Raw genomic sequence first — 15,616 nt, 5'->3', positions numbered from 1 at the left:
TCAAGCAGCGAGCGACCGCGTCGCGAGCGTTAGCGACAAGCCGGGGGTTTGGGGGCCGCAGCCCCCAAGCATCAGAGCCCCAGCTTGACCTTCAGGATGTCGTTGACCGCCGCCGGATTGGCCTTGCCGCCCGTGGCTTTCATGACCTGACCGACGAACCAGCCGATTGCCTGGGGCTTTTCAGCCACCGCCGCCGCCTTGTCCGGATTGGCGGCGATGATCTCGTCCACGGCCTTTTCGATGGCGCCGGTGTCCGTGACCTGTTTCAGGCCGTGCTTCTCGACCACCTCGGCCGGCGAGCCTTCGCCGTTCCAGACGTGATCGAAGACCTCCTTGGCGATCTTGGACGAGATGACATTCGTCTCGATCAATTCCACCAGCTGCGCGACGTGCGCCGCCGGCAGCGGGTTCTGGCTGAAGTCCTTGCCCTCGGCCGCCAGGCGCGCCGAAACCTCGTTGGTGACCCAGTTGGAGACCAGTTTGGCGTCCCGACCCTTGGCTGCGGCTTCGAAGTAGTCGGCCTTCGCCTGTTCCGAGATCAGCACGATGGCGTCATATTGCGACAGGCCATAGTCGGCCATCAGGCGCTTGCGCTTGTCGTCCGGAAGCTCGGGCAGAGACGCCTTGATCTCGGCGATCCAGGCTTCTTCCAGATCCAGCGGCAGCAGATCGGGATCGGGGAAGTAGCGATAGTCCTGCGCCTCTTCCTTGGACCGCATCGAGCGCGTCTCGCCGGCCGTCGGGTCGTACAGGCGCGTCTCCTGAGTGATCGAACCGCCGTCCTCCAGGATCTCGATCTGGCGGCGCGCCTCATACTGGATCGCCTGAGAAATGAAGCGGAAGCTGTTGACGTTCTTGATCTCGCAGCGCGTCCCCAGATAGCCGAAGTCGCCCGTCTCCTTGAACTTGTCGTAGTTCCCGGCCCGGCAGACCGACACGTTCACGTCGGCCCGCAGATTGCCCTTCTCCATGTCCCCGTCGCAGGTGCCCAGATAGATCAGGATGGTCCGGATCTTCTTCACATAGGCCACCGCCTCGTCCGGCGTGCGCAGGTCCGGACGCGACACGATCTCCATCAGCGCCGTGCCGGCCCGGTTCAGGTCGACGTAGCTTTCGGTCGGCGACAGGTCGTGGATCAGCTTGCCCGCATCCTGCTCCAGGTGCAGCCGCTCGATGCCGACGTTGAAGAAGCTGCCGTCCTCGGCCTCCACCTCGACCACGCCTTCACCCACGATGGGGTAATAGAGCTGGCTGATTTGATAGCCGGTCGGCAGGTCGGGATAGAAGTAGTTCTTGCGGTCGAACTGGCTGCGGCGGTTGATCTGCGCGCGCAGGCCCAGGCCCGTCTTCACCGCCTGTTCGACGCAGTGTTTGTTCAGCGTCGGCAGCATGCCGGGAAAGCCCGCGTCGATCAGCGACACCTGCTCGTTCGGCCCCGCGCCGAAGCCGACGGCGGCGCCGGAGAACAGCTTGGCCTTCGACGCCACCTGGGCGTGGATTTCCAGGCCCATGACGATTTCCCAATCGCCGGTGCGGCCTTTGATGGTCTTGGTATTGTCGCTCATGCTCACCACCACTTGCCCGGCTTGGCCGTGAAGCCCGCCGCCCGTTCCAGCGCGGCGCCGACCTGGAAGACCGTCGCCTCGTCCAGCGCCTTGCCGATGACCTGAAGCCCCAGCGGCAGGCCGCCGGCGTCCACGCCCGCCGGCACCGAAATGCCCGGCAGGCCGGCCAGATTGGTCGTCACCGTAAAGACGTCGTTCAAATACATGGTCAGCGGATCGATCTGCTTGTCGCCCAGCGCGAAGGCGGCCGACGGCGTCGATGGCGTTAGGATGGCGTCCACCTGGCCCCAGACGTTGTCGAAGTCCTCGGCGATGCGGCGACGCACCTTCAGCGCCTTGACGTAGTAGGCGTCGTAAAAGCCGGCCGACAGCACATAGGCGCCGATGGTCAGGCGACGCTGGACCTCCTTGCCAAAGCCTTCGGCGCGCGAGGTCGCGTACAGATCGTCCAGCGACTTGAAATCCTGCGCCCGATGCCCGAACCGCATCCCGTCGTAGCGAGCCAGGTTCGACGAGGCCTCGGCCGGCGCCACGATATAGTAGGTCGGCAGGGCGTATTTGGTGTGCGGCAGGCTGATCTCGACGATCTCGCAGCCGGCGTCCTTCAGCCAGGCCACGCCTTGGTCCCAAAGGGCCTGGATCTCGGCCGGCATCCCGTCCACGACATATTCGCGCGGCACGCCGATGCGCAGGCCCTTGACCGACTTGCCGACCGACTGGGTCCAGTCGGGCGTGGCGATGTCCAGGCTGGTCGAATCCTTGACGTCGAACGAGCACATGGATTGCAGCAGCAGGGCCGCGTCCTCGACCGTCTTGGTGATCGGCCCGGCCTGGTCCAGCGACGAGGCGAAGGCCACCATGCCGAAGCGGCTGGCGCGGCCATAGGTGGGCTTGATCCCGACCGTGCCGGTGAAGGCGGCGGGCTGGCGGATCGAGCCGCCGGTGTCCGATGCGGTGGCGGCAAGGCACAGGTCGGCCGCCACGGCCGAAGCCGAACCGCCCGACGATCCGCCCGGCGTCAGATCGGCGTTCGAGCCGGTTGATTTCCAGGGGTTCTTTACCGGACCGAAGGCCGAGGTTTCGTTGGACGAGCCCATGGCGAATTCGTCCATGTTCAGCTTGCCCAGCATGACCGCCCCGTCGCGCCACAGGTTGGCGGTGACGGTCGATTCATAGGGCGGCGTGAAGCCGCGCAGCATGTTGGAGCCGGCCGTCGTCTGCACGCCCTCGGTGCAGAACAGGTCCTTGATCCCCAGCGGCGCGCCTTCCAGCGCTCCGGCTTCGCCGGAGGCGATGCGGGCGTCCGACGCGCGCGCCATGTCCATGGCCTTGTCCGCCGTCACCTCGACATAGGCGTTCAGCGTCGGGTTCGCGGCCTCGATACTGGTCAGGAAGGCCTGGGTGATTTCGGCCGAGGAGAATTCCTTGGCCTTCAGCCCGTCGACGGCGCCCTTCAGGGTCAGTTTGGTCAGGTCGCTCATGACTATTCGACCACCTTGGGCACGACGAAGAAGCCGTCCGCCGACTTGGGCGCATTCGACAGGACCGCATCGACCTTGGCGCCGTCGGTGACGACGTCGTCGCGCAGGCGCAGCGGCTGGGCGACATTCGAGGTCATCGGCTCCACGCCTTCGACATCCACCTGATCCAACTGCTCGATCCAGGCCAGGATGCCGTTCAGCTCCTGCGCCAGCGGCTCCAGCCGGTCCTCGGGGGTCTTGATGCGGGCGAGATGCGCGACCTTGCGCACCGTCGCAGCGTCGATGGCCATGCGGCCCTCCAACACACAAAATGAAAACGAAGCGGTCGGATTAGCCGCCCGCACTGGGATTCACAAGGATCAGCCGCCCGTCGTCAGGCGTGATCTTACTGCGTCGTGCTGACGGACACTGCGTCCGGCGGCGTCTCGCCGCTCGGGGGGAAGTCGATCTGAACCGTCCGCTCCACCTTCAGGATGTCGCCGTTCGGCCCCGCCGTGTCCTGACGCACCGCCAGGACCACGCGCCCGGCCTTCGCCTCGACGACCTTCCATTCGGCATAGTCGCCCAGTGGATAGGCGCGCCAGCCCTCGGCCGAACCGCCGAACAGGGCGAAATAGGTCACCAGACCGTTCACCGCCGGATCGCCGCCTGACAGGCTGAAGACCTTGGCGCTCTGCTCAGGCAGGGCCTGCAACTGCGACACGTCGGCCGCCGTGCCGATCTCTTCGCGTGCAGCGGCCGCGCGCCGTTCGGCAGGCCCGACCGGCTTGGTGGTCGGGGGCGTGACTGCGCGTGTGATCAAGGCCGGCGTCGGCGCGGCTGCCGCGATCTGAGTATCCTGTGCGGCCGGGGTCTTGGCCGGCGCATCGGATTGTCCGCACCCACTCAGCACCAGCCCGAAAGCCGTCATCACCGCTGTCGCCGTGCGCATGTCATCGTCCTTTCCTGTCGCTCATCGTCACCATCGCCTTTGACTTCGGCCCGCGCCAGTCCTAACCGCAGGCCGTGCCCGTCCTCGACCTCCTCGACCTGCCCGCCGCCTGCCCGCCCGACACGCCGTGGATGGGGCTGGATCTGGGCGAGAAGACCATCGGCGTCGCCGTGTCGGATTCCACGCGCCTGATCGCCTCGCCGCTAGAGCTGATCCGCAAGTCCAAGTTCACGCAGGAAGCGGAACACCTGTTCAAGCTGATGGCGCATCGCAAGGTTTCGGCCCTGGTCATCGGCCTGCCCGCCAACATGGACGGCACGGAAGGCCCGCGCGCCCAGTCGTGCCGCGCCTTCGCCCGCAATCTGGAGCGGCTGCGGCCCGTCAACATCGCCTTCTGGGACGAGCGGCTGTCCACCAGCGCGGTCGAGCGCTTCCTGATCGAGGATCTGGACCTGAACCGCAAACGCCGCGCCCAGGTCGTGGACCGCACCGCCGCCGCCTGGATCCTGCAAGGGGCGCTGGATCGGGTTCGGGACCAGGCGACCTGGGTTTGACGGCCCTGATCGCCGGCGTCCTGCCGGTCTTTCTGATGATCGCCCTGGGCTACGGCCTCAGAAAGTCCGGTTTCCTGCCTGACGAGGCTTGGCGGCCGATCGAGAAGCTGTCGATCAACATCTTCTATCCCAGCTTCCTGATCCCCGCGATCTGGCACGCCGACCTCGCCGGCGGCGGGGCGACCGTAGCAGGCGCAGCGGCGGTGGGCGCGACCCTGATCGTGGCGGCCGCGACCCTGGCGTCCAAGCCCCTGATCACCCTGGACGGCCCGGCCTACACCAGCGTCTTTCAGGGCGTGATCCGCTGGAACAGCTTCGTCTTCGTGCCGGTGATCCAGTCGGTCTATGGCTCGGAAGGCACGGCGGTGGCCGCCGTCGCCATCGCCTTCATCATTCCCGTCACCAACATCGCCTGCGTCGCCGTGCTGGCGAAATGGGGTTCGCTGCGCCGCGAGCCGTCGGTCGTCGGCCTGACCAAGTCGATGCTGGCCAATCCGATCCTGCTGGCCTGCCTGATCGGCCTGGCGCTGAATCTGTTGCGCGTGCCGTTGATCCCTGGCCTGTCGGATGCGATGGACCTGCTGGGCGCCGCCGCCCTGCCCTTGGGCCTGATCGTCGCCGGGGCGGGTCTGTCCTTCGCCGAAGTCAAACGCCGCCGCACCACCATCGCCGCTGTCAGCCTGGTCAAACTCGGGATCATGCCGCCGCTGATGTGGTTCATCGCCTGGGCCCTGGGCGGCGACAGCCTGGCGCAGGGCATCGCCCTGATCTGCGGCGCCGCGCCCGGCTCGGCCGCCTCCTACATCCTGGCGCGTCAGATGGGCGGCGACGCGCCCCTGATCGCCGGCGTCATCGCCCTGACGACCGTAGGCAGCGCCGTGGTCATTCCCATCCTGCTGGCCCTATTCCACTTCACCTGACTGGCGCCGCACACTGGCAATGGGAGCGACTCCCGCCTATAGCCGCGTCTCGATGACCCAGCCCGCTCAAGTCACCGATCAGACCATCCGCGACCGGCTGGTTCCGTTCCCGAAACCGCACTTCCTGGCCGCATCGGACCTCGATCCGTATGTGACGCCGCAGTTGCTGGATCTGGGCGACGCCTTCGTCGACTTCAATCGCCAGTCATCCAAGGCCCTGGACCTGCTGCACGGCCGCACGGTCGTGAACCTGTTCTTCGAGAACTCGACCCGCACCTCCTCCTCATTCGAGATCGCCGCCAAGCGGCTGGGCGCGGACGTCGTCACCATGCCGGTCGCCGCCTCCTCGGTGAAGAAGGGCGAAACCCTGATCGACACGGCGGTCACGCTGAACGCCATGAAGCCCGACATTCTGGTCATCCGCCACTCGGCCTCGGGCGCGGCGGAGCTGCTGAGCCAGAAGGTCGGCTGCGCCGTAGTCAACGCCGGGGACGGCCGCCACGAACACCCGACCCAGGCCCTGCTGGATTTGCTGTCCATGCGCCGCGCCTTCGGCGATGTGACCAGCCTGACCGTCGCCATCTGCGGCGACATCACCCACAGCCGCGTGGCGCGGTCCAATGTCGCCATGCTGCAGATGATGGGCGCGCGTGTCCGCCTGATCGGCCCGCCGACCCTGGTGCCCGGCGACGCCGATCGTTGGGGCTGCGAGGTCTTCCATGACATGCGCGAGGGTCTAAAGGGCTGCGACGTGGTCATGATGCTGCGGCTTCAACTGGAGCGGATGGCCGGCGCCCTGGTCCCCTCGACCCGCGAATATTTCCGCTTCTGGGGCCTGGATCGCGAGAAGCTGGCCTGGGCCAATCCCGGCGCCCGGGTCATGCACCCCGGGCCGATGAACCGCGGCGTCGAGATCGATTCCGACGTGGCCGACGACCTGGACGTCTCCCTGATCCAGGATCAGGTCGAAATGGGCGTCGCCGCCCGCATGGCCGTGCTGGCCTCCCTCTCCGCCCGTTGGGGAGACGTCCGATGACCACCGTCGCCATCATCAACGCCCGTCTGCTGGACCCCGCCTCCGACTACGACGGCCCCGGCGGCCTGCTGATCCAGGACGGCCGCATCAGCCGCGTCATCCACGGCCCGACGCCGGATCTGGCGGCGGATCAGATCATCGACGCTGACGGTCTGTGCCTCGCGCCCGGCCTGATCGATATTCGGGTCAAGACCGGCGAACCGGGCGCCGAGCCCAAGGAGACGCTGAAGTCCGCCAGCCTGGCCGCCGCCGCCGGGGGTGTGACGACCATCGTGGTCCAACCCGACACCGATCCCGCCGTCGACGACCCGGCCATGATCGACTTCATCCAGCGGCGCGGCGCGGCGCTGAACCTCGTCAACGTCCGCGCCGCCGGCGCCGCGACCAAGGCCCTGGACGGTCAGCGCATGGCCGAGATCGGCCTGATGGACGAGGCGGGCGCCCTCTATTTCACCGACGGCGACAAGGTCATCGTCAACAGCCGCACCCTGCAACGGGTGATGAGCTACGCCGCCGCCTTCAACGCCCTGATCGCCTGCCGCCCGGCCGACCCCTGGCTGACCGAAGGCGCGGTCGCCGCCTCGGGCGAACTGGCCACGCGCCTGGGCCTTTCCGGCAGCCCCGCCATCGCCGAGCGGATCGGGCTGGAGCGCGACCTGGCCCTGGTCGAACAGACCGGCGCGCGGTTCCTCGTGGATCAGATTTCGACCGAGGGCGCCTTGGACACCTTGGCCCGCGCCCGCGCCAAGGGGCTGGAGGTCGCCGTCAGCGTCTCGATCAACCACCTGTGCTTCAACGAGGTGGACATCGGCGATTATCGCACCTTCTACCGGCTGGACCCGCCGCTGCGCTCCGAGGCTGATCGCCAGGCCCTGATCGAGGCCGTGCGCGAGGGCCTGATCGACGTCATCACCTCGGCCCACGCCCCGGCTCCGGCCGAGGACAAGCGCCGCCCCTTCGCCGAGGCCGCACCCGGCGCGATCGGCCTGGAGACCCTGCTGCCCGCCGCCCTGACCCTGCATCACCAAGACGGTCTGGACCTGCTCGACGTGCTGCGTCCGCTGACCCAGGGCCCCGCCGCCCTGCTCGGCCTCGACGCGGGCGTCCTGGCCGAGGGCGCGCCGGCCGACGTCATCCTGTTCGACGCCAGCGCCCCCGTCATCATCGACGCCGACGCCCTTCACTCCAAGTCCAAGAACTCGCCCTTCGACGGCCGCAGGCTTCAGGGCAAGCTGATCGGAACCTGGGTGGGCGGTCGCAAGGTCTTCTAAGGCTCAGATCAGCGCGGCCGCGCGCACGTCGCGGCCTTGGCCACCTCGGCGCCCAGCACCGACTTGACGGCCAGCGGCGTGTCGGTGGCGATCACGGTGACGCCCTGGCGCACCAGATCGCGGTATTCCGACACGTCGCCATCGGCGGCGTAGCGATCGTCGCGGCGCACGCCCTCGGCGCCCAATGTGCCGAACTGAACCTCGACGCCGGCCTCGCGCAGGGCGCGCCACAGCGCCGGACGCTCCTCGCGCGTGCCGGTCCAGGCCAGGATCTGCGCCGGGTTCAGCCCGCTCAGCTTATCCACGCCGCTTAACCCGGCCGAGATCATCATCTCCGGCGCCATGGCCGCCACCGCCCGCGCATCGGCGTCATTATAGGTGATCAGGATCACCCGGTTGCCGGCCCGCGACCGGCGCACCTGATCGATCACCGCTCGCGCCAGATCGACCGTGGTCTCGCCGTCGGCCGGCTTCAGGTCGATGCTGGCGATCGCGCCCACGCGTCCGGCGGCGTCCAGCGCCTCGCCCAGCGTCGGCGGCGCAGCGCGCGTCAGGGCGCCGTTCGACGCCTTCAGCCGCGCCTGTTTCACCTGGGCCAGCGTCAGGTCCGCGACCCGCCCGCGTCCCGTGGTCGTCCGGTCCATGGTGTCGTCGTGCATCAGAACCAGCTGCCGGTCCTTGGTCAGGACCGCGTCCAGCTCCAGGATCGCATTGGGGATCGCCCGGCCCGTCGCCTCGATGGCGGCGATGGAGTTCTCGGGCTGGTCCAGAGCCGAAACCGCCCGGTGCGCCGAGATCGCCACGCCGCCGTCCCGCACGCAGTCGAAATAGGCCGCCATCGCCGGCCCCGACGACGGCGCAGACGCCATCGGCGGCGCACCCACGCAACCTGTCGTCGAAAGCAGCAGCAGGGTCGCGGCGGCGGCGGAAATACGGGTCATGGATCGGCTCCGGAAAGACGCGCGGACCAAACGCTGCGCCGATCATCGGGTCAAGAGGTCGGATCGCCCTTGCTCCCGACCGCCCCGCGACGCATTTTGCCGCAACGACACGCGGGGAGCGAATCAACGTGCAGGATCTAGTGGCCCAAAATTCCGAGACATTGGCTCTCGGGACCTTGGCGCTGGTGGCGCTGGGCGGCTATCTGCTCGGCTCGATTCCGTTCGGCGTGGTGATCACGCGTGCAGCCGGCGCCGGCGACGTGCGCAACATCGGCTCGGGCAACATCGGCGCGACAAACGTCCTGCGCACCGGCCGCAAGGATCTGGCCCTGGCCACCCTGCTGCTGGACGCCGGCAAGGGCGCGGTCGCCCTGCTGATCGCCCGTCATCTGTTCGGCAGCGAACTGGCCGGCGCCATCGCCGGCGGCGCGGCCTTCCTGGGCCACCTCTTTCCTGTCTGGCTGGGCTTCAAGGGCGGCAAGGGCGTCGCCACCTTCTACGGCCTGTTGCTGGCCGCCGCCTGGCCGCTGGGCCTGATGGCGGGGGCGGTCTGGCTGCTCTGCGCCTTCCTGTTCCGCTATTCGTCGCTGGCGGCCCTGGTTTCTTCGGCGACCGCGCCGCTGCTGGCGCTTCTGCCGCTCGCCCTCGTCGGCCTGCCGGTCAGCCTGCCCATCCTCGCCCTGACCGTCTTCGCCGCCGTCCTGATCTGGGTGCGACATCACCAGAACATCGCCCGGCTGCTGAAGGGCGAAGAACCGCGCATCGGGGCCAAGAAGGCGTGAGCCTGGACCCGGCCGAACGCTTCGCCCGGCTGCGGCTCGCCCGCACCGACCGCATCGGCCCCGTCGCCTTCACCCAACTGATCGGCCGCTACGGCTCCGCCGCCAGCGCGCTGGACGCCCTGCCCGATCTGGTGCGCAAGTCCGGCGCCGCCTCCGTTCCGCCTCCCATTGAGACGGTCGAACGCGAAATCGCCGCCGGCGACGCCATCGGCGCCCGCCTGCTGGTGCTGGGCGATCCCGACTATCCCGAAATGCTGGCCGCGCTCGATCCGCCGCCGCCGATTTTGTGGACGCGCGGTCGCGTCGATCTGCTGAACCAGCCCTCGGTCGCCATCGTCGGCGCCCGCATCGCCTCGGCGGGCGGCCAGCGGATCGCACGCGGTCTGGCGCAGCAACTCGGTCAGGCCGGCCATATCGTCGTCTCGGGCATGGCGCGCGGCATCGACGCCGCCGCCCACGAAGGCGCCCTGGCGACCGGGACCGTCGCGGTCCTGGGGGGCGGGGTGAACGACATCTATCCGTCCGAACACGCCGACCTCTACGCCCGCCTGACGGAACAAGGCTGCGTCGTCTCCGAAAGCCCGGTCGGCGCTCGCGCCCAGGCGCGCGACTTCCCGCGCCGCAACCGCATTATCTCGGGCCTGTCGCGCGGCGTCGTAGTGGTGGAGGCCGAGGTCCGGTCCGGCTCCCTGATCACCGCCCGTCTCGCCGCCGAACAGGGTCGCGATGTCTTCGCCGTGCCTGGCTCGCCTTTGGATCCCCGCGCGCGCGGTCCGAACGAACTGCTGCGCCAGGGCGCCATCCTGTGCGAGGGGATCGAGGACATCGACCGCGCCTTCAACACCCTGCGCACCCTGCGCGAGCCGCCTGCCGATCCGATGCGATTCGACGGCGACATCGACGACGCCTTCCTCGACCGCGTCGCCGCCCTGTTGTCGCCAACCCCGACGCCGCGCGACGAGATCGCCCGCGCCCTGAACGCCCCGGCATCCCAAGTCGCCGCCGCTCTGCTGGAGCTCAGCCTAACCGGCCGCGCCGACCTGCTGCCCGGCGGCCTGGCTTCACTCTAGAGTCTGATTGGTTGAAGAGGACTCGCTTCGCGAGCCGCTGATACAGTGAATCAGGTTCAATATAATTCTGGAGCGAGATCTGAGCTGAGTTGGACTGCGTCCTATTCAACCGATTTCGCTTTAGGTTGCCGGATGACCCGCCACGCCTGCCGCCTGTTCCAATAAGTTTGCCAGCCGCATGTCGCCCTCGTCCCGCGCTAGCCGAGCCATTTCCAGCGCCATGCTGCCTATATACTCTCTAACTGCCAAAGGCTTGGCGTTGCCGCCACCGCGCTCGTCTTGCCTGGGATGCATTCTAGTCACCGCCACACCTCCTCTGAAAGCTATTTTGACAACCTGAGCAAGACTCTAACACAACCTTGGTTGGCTGAAAGCACTATCTAGAGGTGTAAGACGACAGGTGCGATTGACTCACGGCTCCGCTCCAACCACGTTCGCGCCCCTTCCCTAGACCGGACCGTTATGAACCTCGTCATCGTCGAGAGCCCCGCAAAGGCCAAGACCATCAATAAGTATCTGGGCTCGGACTATGAGGTCCTGGCCTCGTACGGCCACGTCCGCGATCTGCCATCCAAGGATGGCTCGGTCCTGCCCGACGACGACTTCTCCATGCATTGGGAGGCCGACGCCAAGGGCGCCAAACGCCTGTCCGAAATCGCCGAGGCCGCCAAGCGCGCCGACCGCGTCATCCTGGCGACCGACCCCGACCGCGAAGGGGAAGCCATCAGCTGGCACGTGCTGGAAGTGCTGAACAAGAAGAAGGCGCTGAAGGACACCCACGTCGAACGCGTCACCTTCAACGCCATCACCAAGTCCGCCGTGCTCGAGGCCATGGCCAATCCGCGCCAGATCGACATGGAGCTGGTCGAGGCCTATCTGGCCCGCCGCGCGCTGGACTACCTCGTCGGTTTCACCCTCTCGCCGGTCCTGTGGCGCAAGCTGCCGGGCGCGCGCTCGGCCGGCCGCGTCCAATCCGTGGCGCTGCGCATCGTCGTCGATCGCGAGATGGAGATCGAGAAGTTCAAGGCTCAGGAATATTGGTCCATCGAGGGCGACCTGAGCGCCGACAGTCCGCCCTTCACCGCTCGCCTGGTCAAGCACGCCGGCAAGCGCATCCAGCGTCTGGACATCAAGGACGAGGCCACGGCTGCCGCCGCACGCGCGGCCATCGCCGCCGGCGACTTCACCATCAATGCGGTGGAGAAGAAGCCCGTCCGTCGCAATCCGGCCCCGCCCTTCACCACCTCGACCCTGCAACAGGAGGCGGCGCGCAAGCTCGGCTTCTCGGCCCAACGCACCATGCAAGCGGCGCAGAAACTGTATGAGGGCGTCGACGAAACCGGCGGCCTGATCACCTATATGCGGACCGACGGCGTCCAGACCACGCCCGAGGGCATCGCCCAAGCGCGCGAGGTCATCAGCCAGGCGTTCGGCCCGGCCTTCGTCCCGCAAGAACCGCGCTATTACAAGACCAAGGCCAAGAATGCTCAGGAAGCGCACGAAGCGATCCGGCCGACCAACATCGCGCGCCATCCCGACAGCCTGCGCCTCGAATCCGATCTTCAGCGCCTCTATGAACTGATCTGGAAGCGGATGGTCGCCTCGCAGATGGAGGCGGCCCGGATGGACCGCACCACCGTCGACATCGAGACCGCCGACGGCCAGACGGGTCTGCGCGCCACCGGCCAGGTCGTCACCTTCGACGGCTTCCTCGCCGTCTATGAGGAAGGCCGCGACGAAAAGCAGAAGGGCGCCGAAGACGACGAGAGCGACGACACCAGCCGCCTGCCCGCGCTCAAGGAAGGCGCCAAGGCCAAGGTCGACGCCATCCGCACCGACCAGCATTTCACTGAACCGCCTCCGCGCTATTCGGAAGCCACCCTGGTCAAGAAACTGGAAGAGCTGGGCATCGGCCGCCCCTCGACCTACGCCTCGACCCTGTCGACCCTGCGCGACCGCGAATATGTCCGCGTCGACAAGAACCGCTTCTATCCCGAGGATAAGGGACGGCTGGTGACAGCCTTCCTGGAGCAGTTCTTCAAAAAATGGGTCGAATACGACTTCACAGCAGCGCTGGAGACCCAGCTCGACGAGGTTTCGGCCGGTCAGCTGGACTGGAAGGTGCTGCTGCGCAACTTCTGGCAGGATTTCCACGCCGCGACGCAAGCCGCCGGCGAACTGCGCACCACGGCCATTCTGGACGCCCTGAACGAAAGCCTGGGCGCCCATATCTTCCCGGACAAGGGCGACGGGACCGACCCGCGCGAATGCCCTCTGTGCCATCAGGGCCAACTCAGCCTGAAGACCAGCCGCTTCGGCGCCTTCATCGGCTGCGATCGCTATCCGGAGTGCAAATACACACGCCCCGTCGCCAGCCCGTCGGCTGAAGACGGCTCGGCCGAGAGCGGCGACCGCGAACTGGGCGTCGATCCGGAAACGGGCCAGCCGGTCCAGCTGAAGATCGGCCGTTTCGGCCCCTACGTCGAAATCACGCCGCCCGAGGGCGACAAGCCCAAACGCTCGTCCCTGCCCAAGGGCTGGTCGCCGGCTTCGCTGACGCTGGACCAGGCCCTGCGCCTTCTGGCCTTGCCGCGCGAGGTCGGGGTGCACCCCGAGGACGGCAAGATGATCACGGCGGGCCTGGGCCGTTACGGACCCTTCGTCCTGCACGCCGGCACCTACGCCAATGTCTCGGACATCGACGAGGTGTTCGAGGTCGGCCTGAACCGCGCCGTGGCCCTGCTGGCCGAGAAGCGCGCTGGTCGTCCCGGTCGTGGCGCGGCGACAGCCCCGCTCAAGGACCTGGGCGCCCATCCGGAAACGGGCGAGCCGATCCACGTCATGGCCGGTCGCTTCGGGCCCTACGTCAAGTCCGGCAAGATCAACGCCACCCTGCCGAAGGGCACGGCGCCCGAAGATCTGACCCTGGAAGACGCCCTGCCTCTTCTGGCCGCCAAGGCCGGCGCCGCGCCCAAGAAGAAGGCGCCCGCCAAGAAGGCCGCCGCTCCGAAAAAGGACGCCGCCAAGAAACCGGCCGCCAAGAAGGCTCCGGCGAAGAAGGCCGCCAAGTCCAAGACCGAAGACTGATGCTTAATGTCTCCTCCCCGTGACGTGGGGAGGAGACGAAGCCTCATGGCGCGAATCCCCCCCGCGCCCTATCTTCGCCTGCTTATGCCCATCCGCCGCCTTTCCCCCGAAACCGTCAACCGCATCGCCGCCGGCGAGGTGGTCGAGCGGCCGGCCAGCGCCATCAAGGAACTGGTCGAGAACGCCTTGGACGCCGGCGGCCGCAACATCGAGATCCAGGCTGACGGCGGCGGCCTGTCGCGCATCCTGATCGCCGACGACGGAAAGGGCATTCCGCGCGAGGAACTGCCGCTGGCCATCGAACGCCACGCCACGTCCAAGCTGGAGCCTGACGACGCCGGCAACGTGGACCTGCTGCGCATCCACACCCTGGGCTTCCGGGGCGAGGCCCTGCCCTCCATCGGCTCGGTCGCCCGCCTGTCGATCACCACCCGATCCCGCGACGAAACCGACGCCTGGGCCATCACGGTCGAGGGTGGCGAGACCCGTCCCCTGGCCCCCGCCCCCTTCCCAGGCCCGCACGGCGCACGCGTGGAGGTGCGCGACCTCTTCTACGCCACCCCCGCCCGGCTCAAGTTCATGAAGTCCGAGCGGTCCGAGGCCATGGCCATCTCCGAAGAGATCAAGCGCCAGGCCATGGCGCACGAGGCCGTCGCCTTCACCCTGTCACTGGACGGCAAGGTCACCCTGCGCCTGCCCGCCGAACATCCGGGCGACGAAGGCCGTCTGAAGCGGCTGTCCGCCCTGCTGGGCCGCGACTTCGAGGCCAACGCCCTGCTGATCGATCAAGAGCGGGACGGCGTGCGCCTGAGCGGCTACGCCGGCCTGCCCACCTATTCGCGCGGCAATGCGGCGCATCAGTATCTGTTCGTCAACGGCCGCCCGGTGAAGGACCGGCTGCTGCAAGGGGCCCTGCGCGGCGCCTACGCCGACTTCCTGGCGCGCGACCGGCACCCGGCCGCCGTCCTCTTCCTCGACATCGATCCGCTCTATGTCGACGTCAACGTCCACCCCGCCAAGGCCGAGGTCCGGTTCCGCGATCCGGCCCTGGTGCGCGGGCTGATCGTCGGCGCCCTGCGCCACGCGCTCCACGCCGCCGGCCACCGCGCCAGCACAACCGTCGCCGCCGACGCGCTTTCCGGCTTCCAGCCCCACACCGGCGTCGCATCCGGCCCCGCCCACAGCCCCAGCGCCCCGTCGGCGCAAGGGTTCAGCGGCTGGACCGGCTGGTCCCAGCCCGCCGCGCAAGTCCTGCCCGGCCTCAACGAACGCAGCGCCCGCGTCGAGCCGTCATGGGACGGCCCCTCATGGCCGTCGCAACCCACTCAAGACAGCGACCTCGCCACTCACCCCTCGCCACTCGCCACTCAGCCTCACGACCCCCTCGACTACCCGCTGGGCGCCGCGCGGGGTCAGCTCCACGCCAACTATATCGTCGCCCAGACCCGCGATGGTCTGGTCATCGTCGATCAGCATGCGGCCCACGAGCGGCTGGTCTATGAGCGGATGAAGGCCCAGATGGCCGAGGGGGCCGTGACCCGCCAGGCCCTGCTGACGCCCGAGGTGGTCGAACTGGACCCCGCCGAGGCCGAGCGCGTCGCCTCCCGCGCCGAGGAACTGGCCGAGATGGGCCTGATCGTCGAGGCCTTCGGCGCCGGCGCCGTCCTGGTGCGCGAGACCCCGGCCATGCTGGGCGATACGGACGTTCAGGGCCTGATCCGCGACATCGCCGATGATTTGTCCGAACACGGCCAGGCCCTGTCGCTCAAGGAACGCCTCGCCGCCATCTGCGGCACCATGGCCTGCCACGGCAGCGTCCGCTCCGGCCGCGTCCTCTCGGCGCCGGAGATGAACGCCCTTCTCCGCCAGATGGAAGCCACCCCGCATTCGGGCCAGTGCAACCACGGCCGCCCCACCTATGTGGAGCTGAAGCTGCACGATCTGGAGAAGCTGTTCGGGAGAAGGTGAAGGAGCCCTC

13 protein-coding genes are annotated in these 15,616 nt (G+C 68.0%); 8 read left to right on the top strand and 5 right to left on the bottom strand.

Annotated elements, in window-relative coordinates; translation table 11 throughout:
- Positions 1-71: 71 nt before the first annotated feature.
- From gatB to BLR19_RS01440, 4 genes are all read right to left on the bottom strand, one after another.
- Complete coding sequence (gene gatB / locus BLR19_RS01455; RefSeq protein WP_091746363.1) at positions 72-1,565, bottom strand: Asp-tRNA(Asn)/Glu-tRNA(Gln) amidotransferase subunit GatB; 1,494 nt, start codon at positions 1,563-1,565, stop codon at positions 72-74.
- 2 nt (positions 1,566-1,567) lie between these two features.
- The gene (gatA, locus tag BLR19_RS01450; RefSeq protein ID WP_091746360.1) at positions 1,568-3,046 is read right to left on the bottom strand and encodes an Asp-tRNA(Asn)/Glu-tRNA(Gln) amidotransferase subunit GatA; all 1,479 of its coding nucleotides are present in this window, start codon (positions 3,044-3,046) and stop codon (positions 1,568-1,570) included.
- A gap of 2 nt (positions 3,047-3,048) precedes the next feature.
- Entirely contained in the window at positions 3,049-3,336 is a 288-nt protein-coding gene (gene gatC / locus BLR19_RS01445) for an Asp-tRNA(Asn)/Glu-tRNA(Gln) amidotransferase subunit GatC (protein WP_039247681.1), read from the bottom strand.
- A 95-nt stretch (positions 3,337-3,431) separates the two neighbouring features.
- Positions 3,432-3,977, bottom strand: coding sequence for a hypothetical protein (locus tag BLR19_RS01440; protein WP_091746357.1), 546 nt, complete (start codon positions 3,975-3,977; stop codon positions 3,432-3,434).
- Between the two features lie 74 nt (positions 3,978-4,051).
- On the opposite strand from BLR19_RS01440, the gene ruvX reads away from it, so the two are divergent.
- The 4 genes from ruvX to pyrC are packed head-to-tail and all read left to right on the top strand — an operon-like array spanning position 4,052 to position 7,758.
- Positions 4,052-4,531: a Holliday junction resolvase RuvX gene (gene ruvX / locus BLR19_RS01435; protein ID WP_017506485.1), complete on the top strand. Its 480-nt coding sequence runs from the start codon at positions 4,052-4,054 to the stop codon at positions 4,529-4,531.
- A complete protein-coding gene (locus BLR19_RS01430) occupies positions 4,528-5,451 on the top strand; it encodes an AEC family transporter (protein ID WP_091746354.1) in 924 nt (307 codons plus the stop codon). Before ruvX ends, BLR19_RS01430 begins: the two co-directional genes overlap by 4 nt.
- Positions 5,452-5,503: 52 nt before the next feature.
- A complete protein-coding gene (locus tag BLR19_RS01425) occupies positions 5,504-6,487 on the top strand; it encodes an aspartate carbamoyltransferase catalytic subunit (protein ID WP_091749021.1) in 984 nt (327 codons plus the stop codon).
- Positions 6,484-7,758 (top strand): dihydroorotase, encoded by a 1,275-nt coding sequence (gene pyrC / locus BLR19_RS01420; RefSeq protein WP_091746352.1) that lies wholly within the window; start codon positions 6,484-6,486, stop codon positions 7,756-7,758. Before BLR19_RS01425 ends, pyrC begins: the two co-directional genes overlap by 4 nt.
- Positions 7,759-7,766: 8 nt before the next feature.
- Here pyrC and BLR19_RS01415 read toward each other — a convergent pair whose 3' ends face one another.
- Positions 7,767-8,699 carry a glycerophosphodiester phosphodiesterase family protein gene (locus tag BLR19_RS01415; RefSeq protein WP_045811603.1) on the bottom strand — a complete coding sequence of 311 codons (933 nt, stop codon included), beginning with the start codon at positions 8,697-8,699 and terminating at the stop codon, positions 7,767-7,769.
- A 140-nt stretch (positions 8,700-8,839) separates the two neighbouring features.
- On the opposite strand from BLR19_RS01415, the gene plsY reads away from it, so the two are divergent.
- From plsY to mutL, 4 genes are all read left to right on the top strand, one after another.
- Entirely contained in the window at positions 8,840-9,481 is a 642-nt protein-coding gene (plsY, locus tag BLR19_RS01410; RefSeq protein WP_255366363.1) for a glycerol-3-phosphate 1-O-acyltransferase PlsY, read from the top strand.
- Positions 9,478-10,551 carry a DNA-processing protein DprA gene (dprA, locus tag BLR19_RS01405; RefSeq protein ID WP_091746347.1) on the top strand — a complete coding sequence of 358 codons (1,074 nt, stop codon included), beginning with the start codon at positions 9,478-9,480 and terminating at the stop codon, positions 10,549-10,551. Before plsY ends, dprA begins: the two co-directional genes overlap by 4 nt.
- 462 nt (positions 10,552-11,013) lie before the next feature.
- The gene (gene topA, locus BLR19_RS01400; protein WP_091746345.1) at positions 11,014-13,638 is read left to right on the top strand and encodes a type I DNA topoisomerase; all 2,625 of its coding nucleotides are present in this window, start codon (positions 11,014-11,016) and stop codon (positions 13,636-13,638) included.
- Positions 13,639-13,722: 84 nt separating this feature from the next.
- Complete coding sequence (gene mutL, locus BLR19_RS01395; protein WP_091746342.1) at positions 13,723-15,606, top strand: DNA mismatch repair endonuclease MutL; 1,884 nt, start codon at positions 13,723-13,725, stop codon at positions 15,604-15,606.
- Positions 15,607-15,616 lie beyond the last annotated feature (10 nt).

Origin of the sequence: Brevundimonas sp. 374 (genome assembly GCF_900102995.1) — a bacterium.
GTDB classification, from domain to species: domain Bacteria; phylum Pseudomonadota; class Alphaproteobacteria; order Caulobacterales; family Caulobacteraceae; genus Brevundimonas; species Brevundimonas vesicularis_C.
Note: the sequence above shows the minus strand (reverse complement) of the source record. Positions and strands in the feature narration are given on the sequence as shown.

Excerpts from the sequence above, each read along its gene's own strand:
- gatC (WP_039247681.1), bottom strand. The coding sequence starts at position 3,336 with ATGGCCATCGACGCTGCGACGGTGCGCAAGGTCGCGCATCTCGCCCGC.
- BLR19_RS01440 (WP_091746357.1), bottom strand. The coding sequence starts at position 3,977 with ATGCGCACGGCGACAGCGGTGATGACGGCTTTCGGGCTGGTGCTGAGT.
- mutL (WP_091746342.1), top strand. The coding sequence starts at position 13,723 with ATGCCCATCCGCCGCCTTTCCCCCGAAACCGTCAACCGCATCGCCGCC.
- gatB (WP_091746363.1), bottom strand. The coding sequence starts at position 1,565 with ATGAGCGACAATACCAAGACCATCAAAGGCCGCACCGGCGATTGGGAA.
- pyrC (WP_091746352.1), top strand. The coding sequence starts at position 6,484 with ATGACCACCGTCGCCATCATCAACGCCCGTCTGCTGGACCCCGCCTCC.
- gatA (WP_091746360.1), bottom strand. The coding sequence starts at position 3,046 with ATGAGCGACCTGACCAAACTGACCCTGAAGGGCGCCGTCGACGGGCTG.
- BLR19_RS01425 (WP_091749021.1), top strand. The coding sequence starts at position 5,504 with ATGACCCAGCCCGCTCAAGTCACCGATCAGACCATCCGCGACCGGCTG.
- BLR19_RS01415 (WP_045811603.1), bottom strand. The coding sequence starts at position 8,699 with ATGACCCGTATTTCCGCCGCCGCCGCGACCCTGCTGCTGCTTTCGACG.
- topA (WP_091746345.1), top strand. The coding sequence starts at position 11,014 with ATGAACCTCGTCATCGTCGAGAGCCCCGCAAAGGCCAAGACCATCAAT.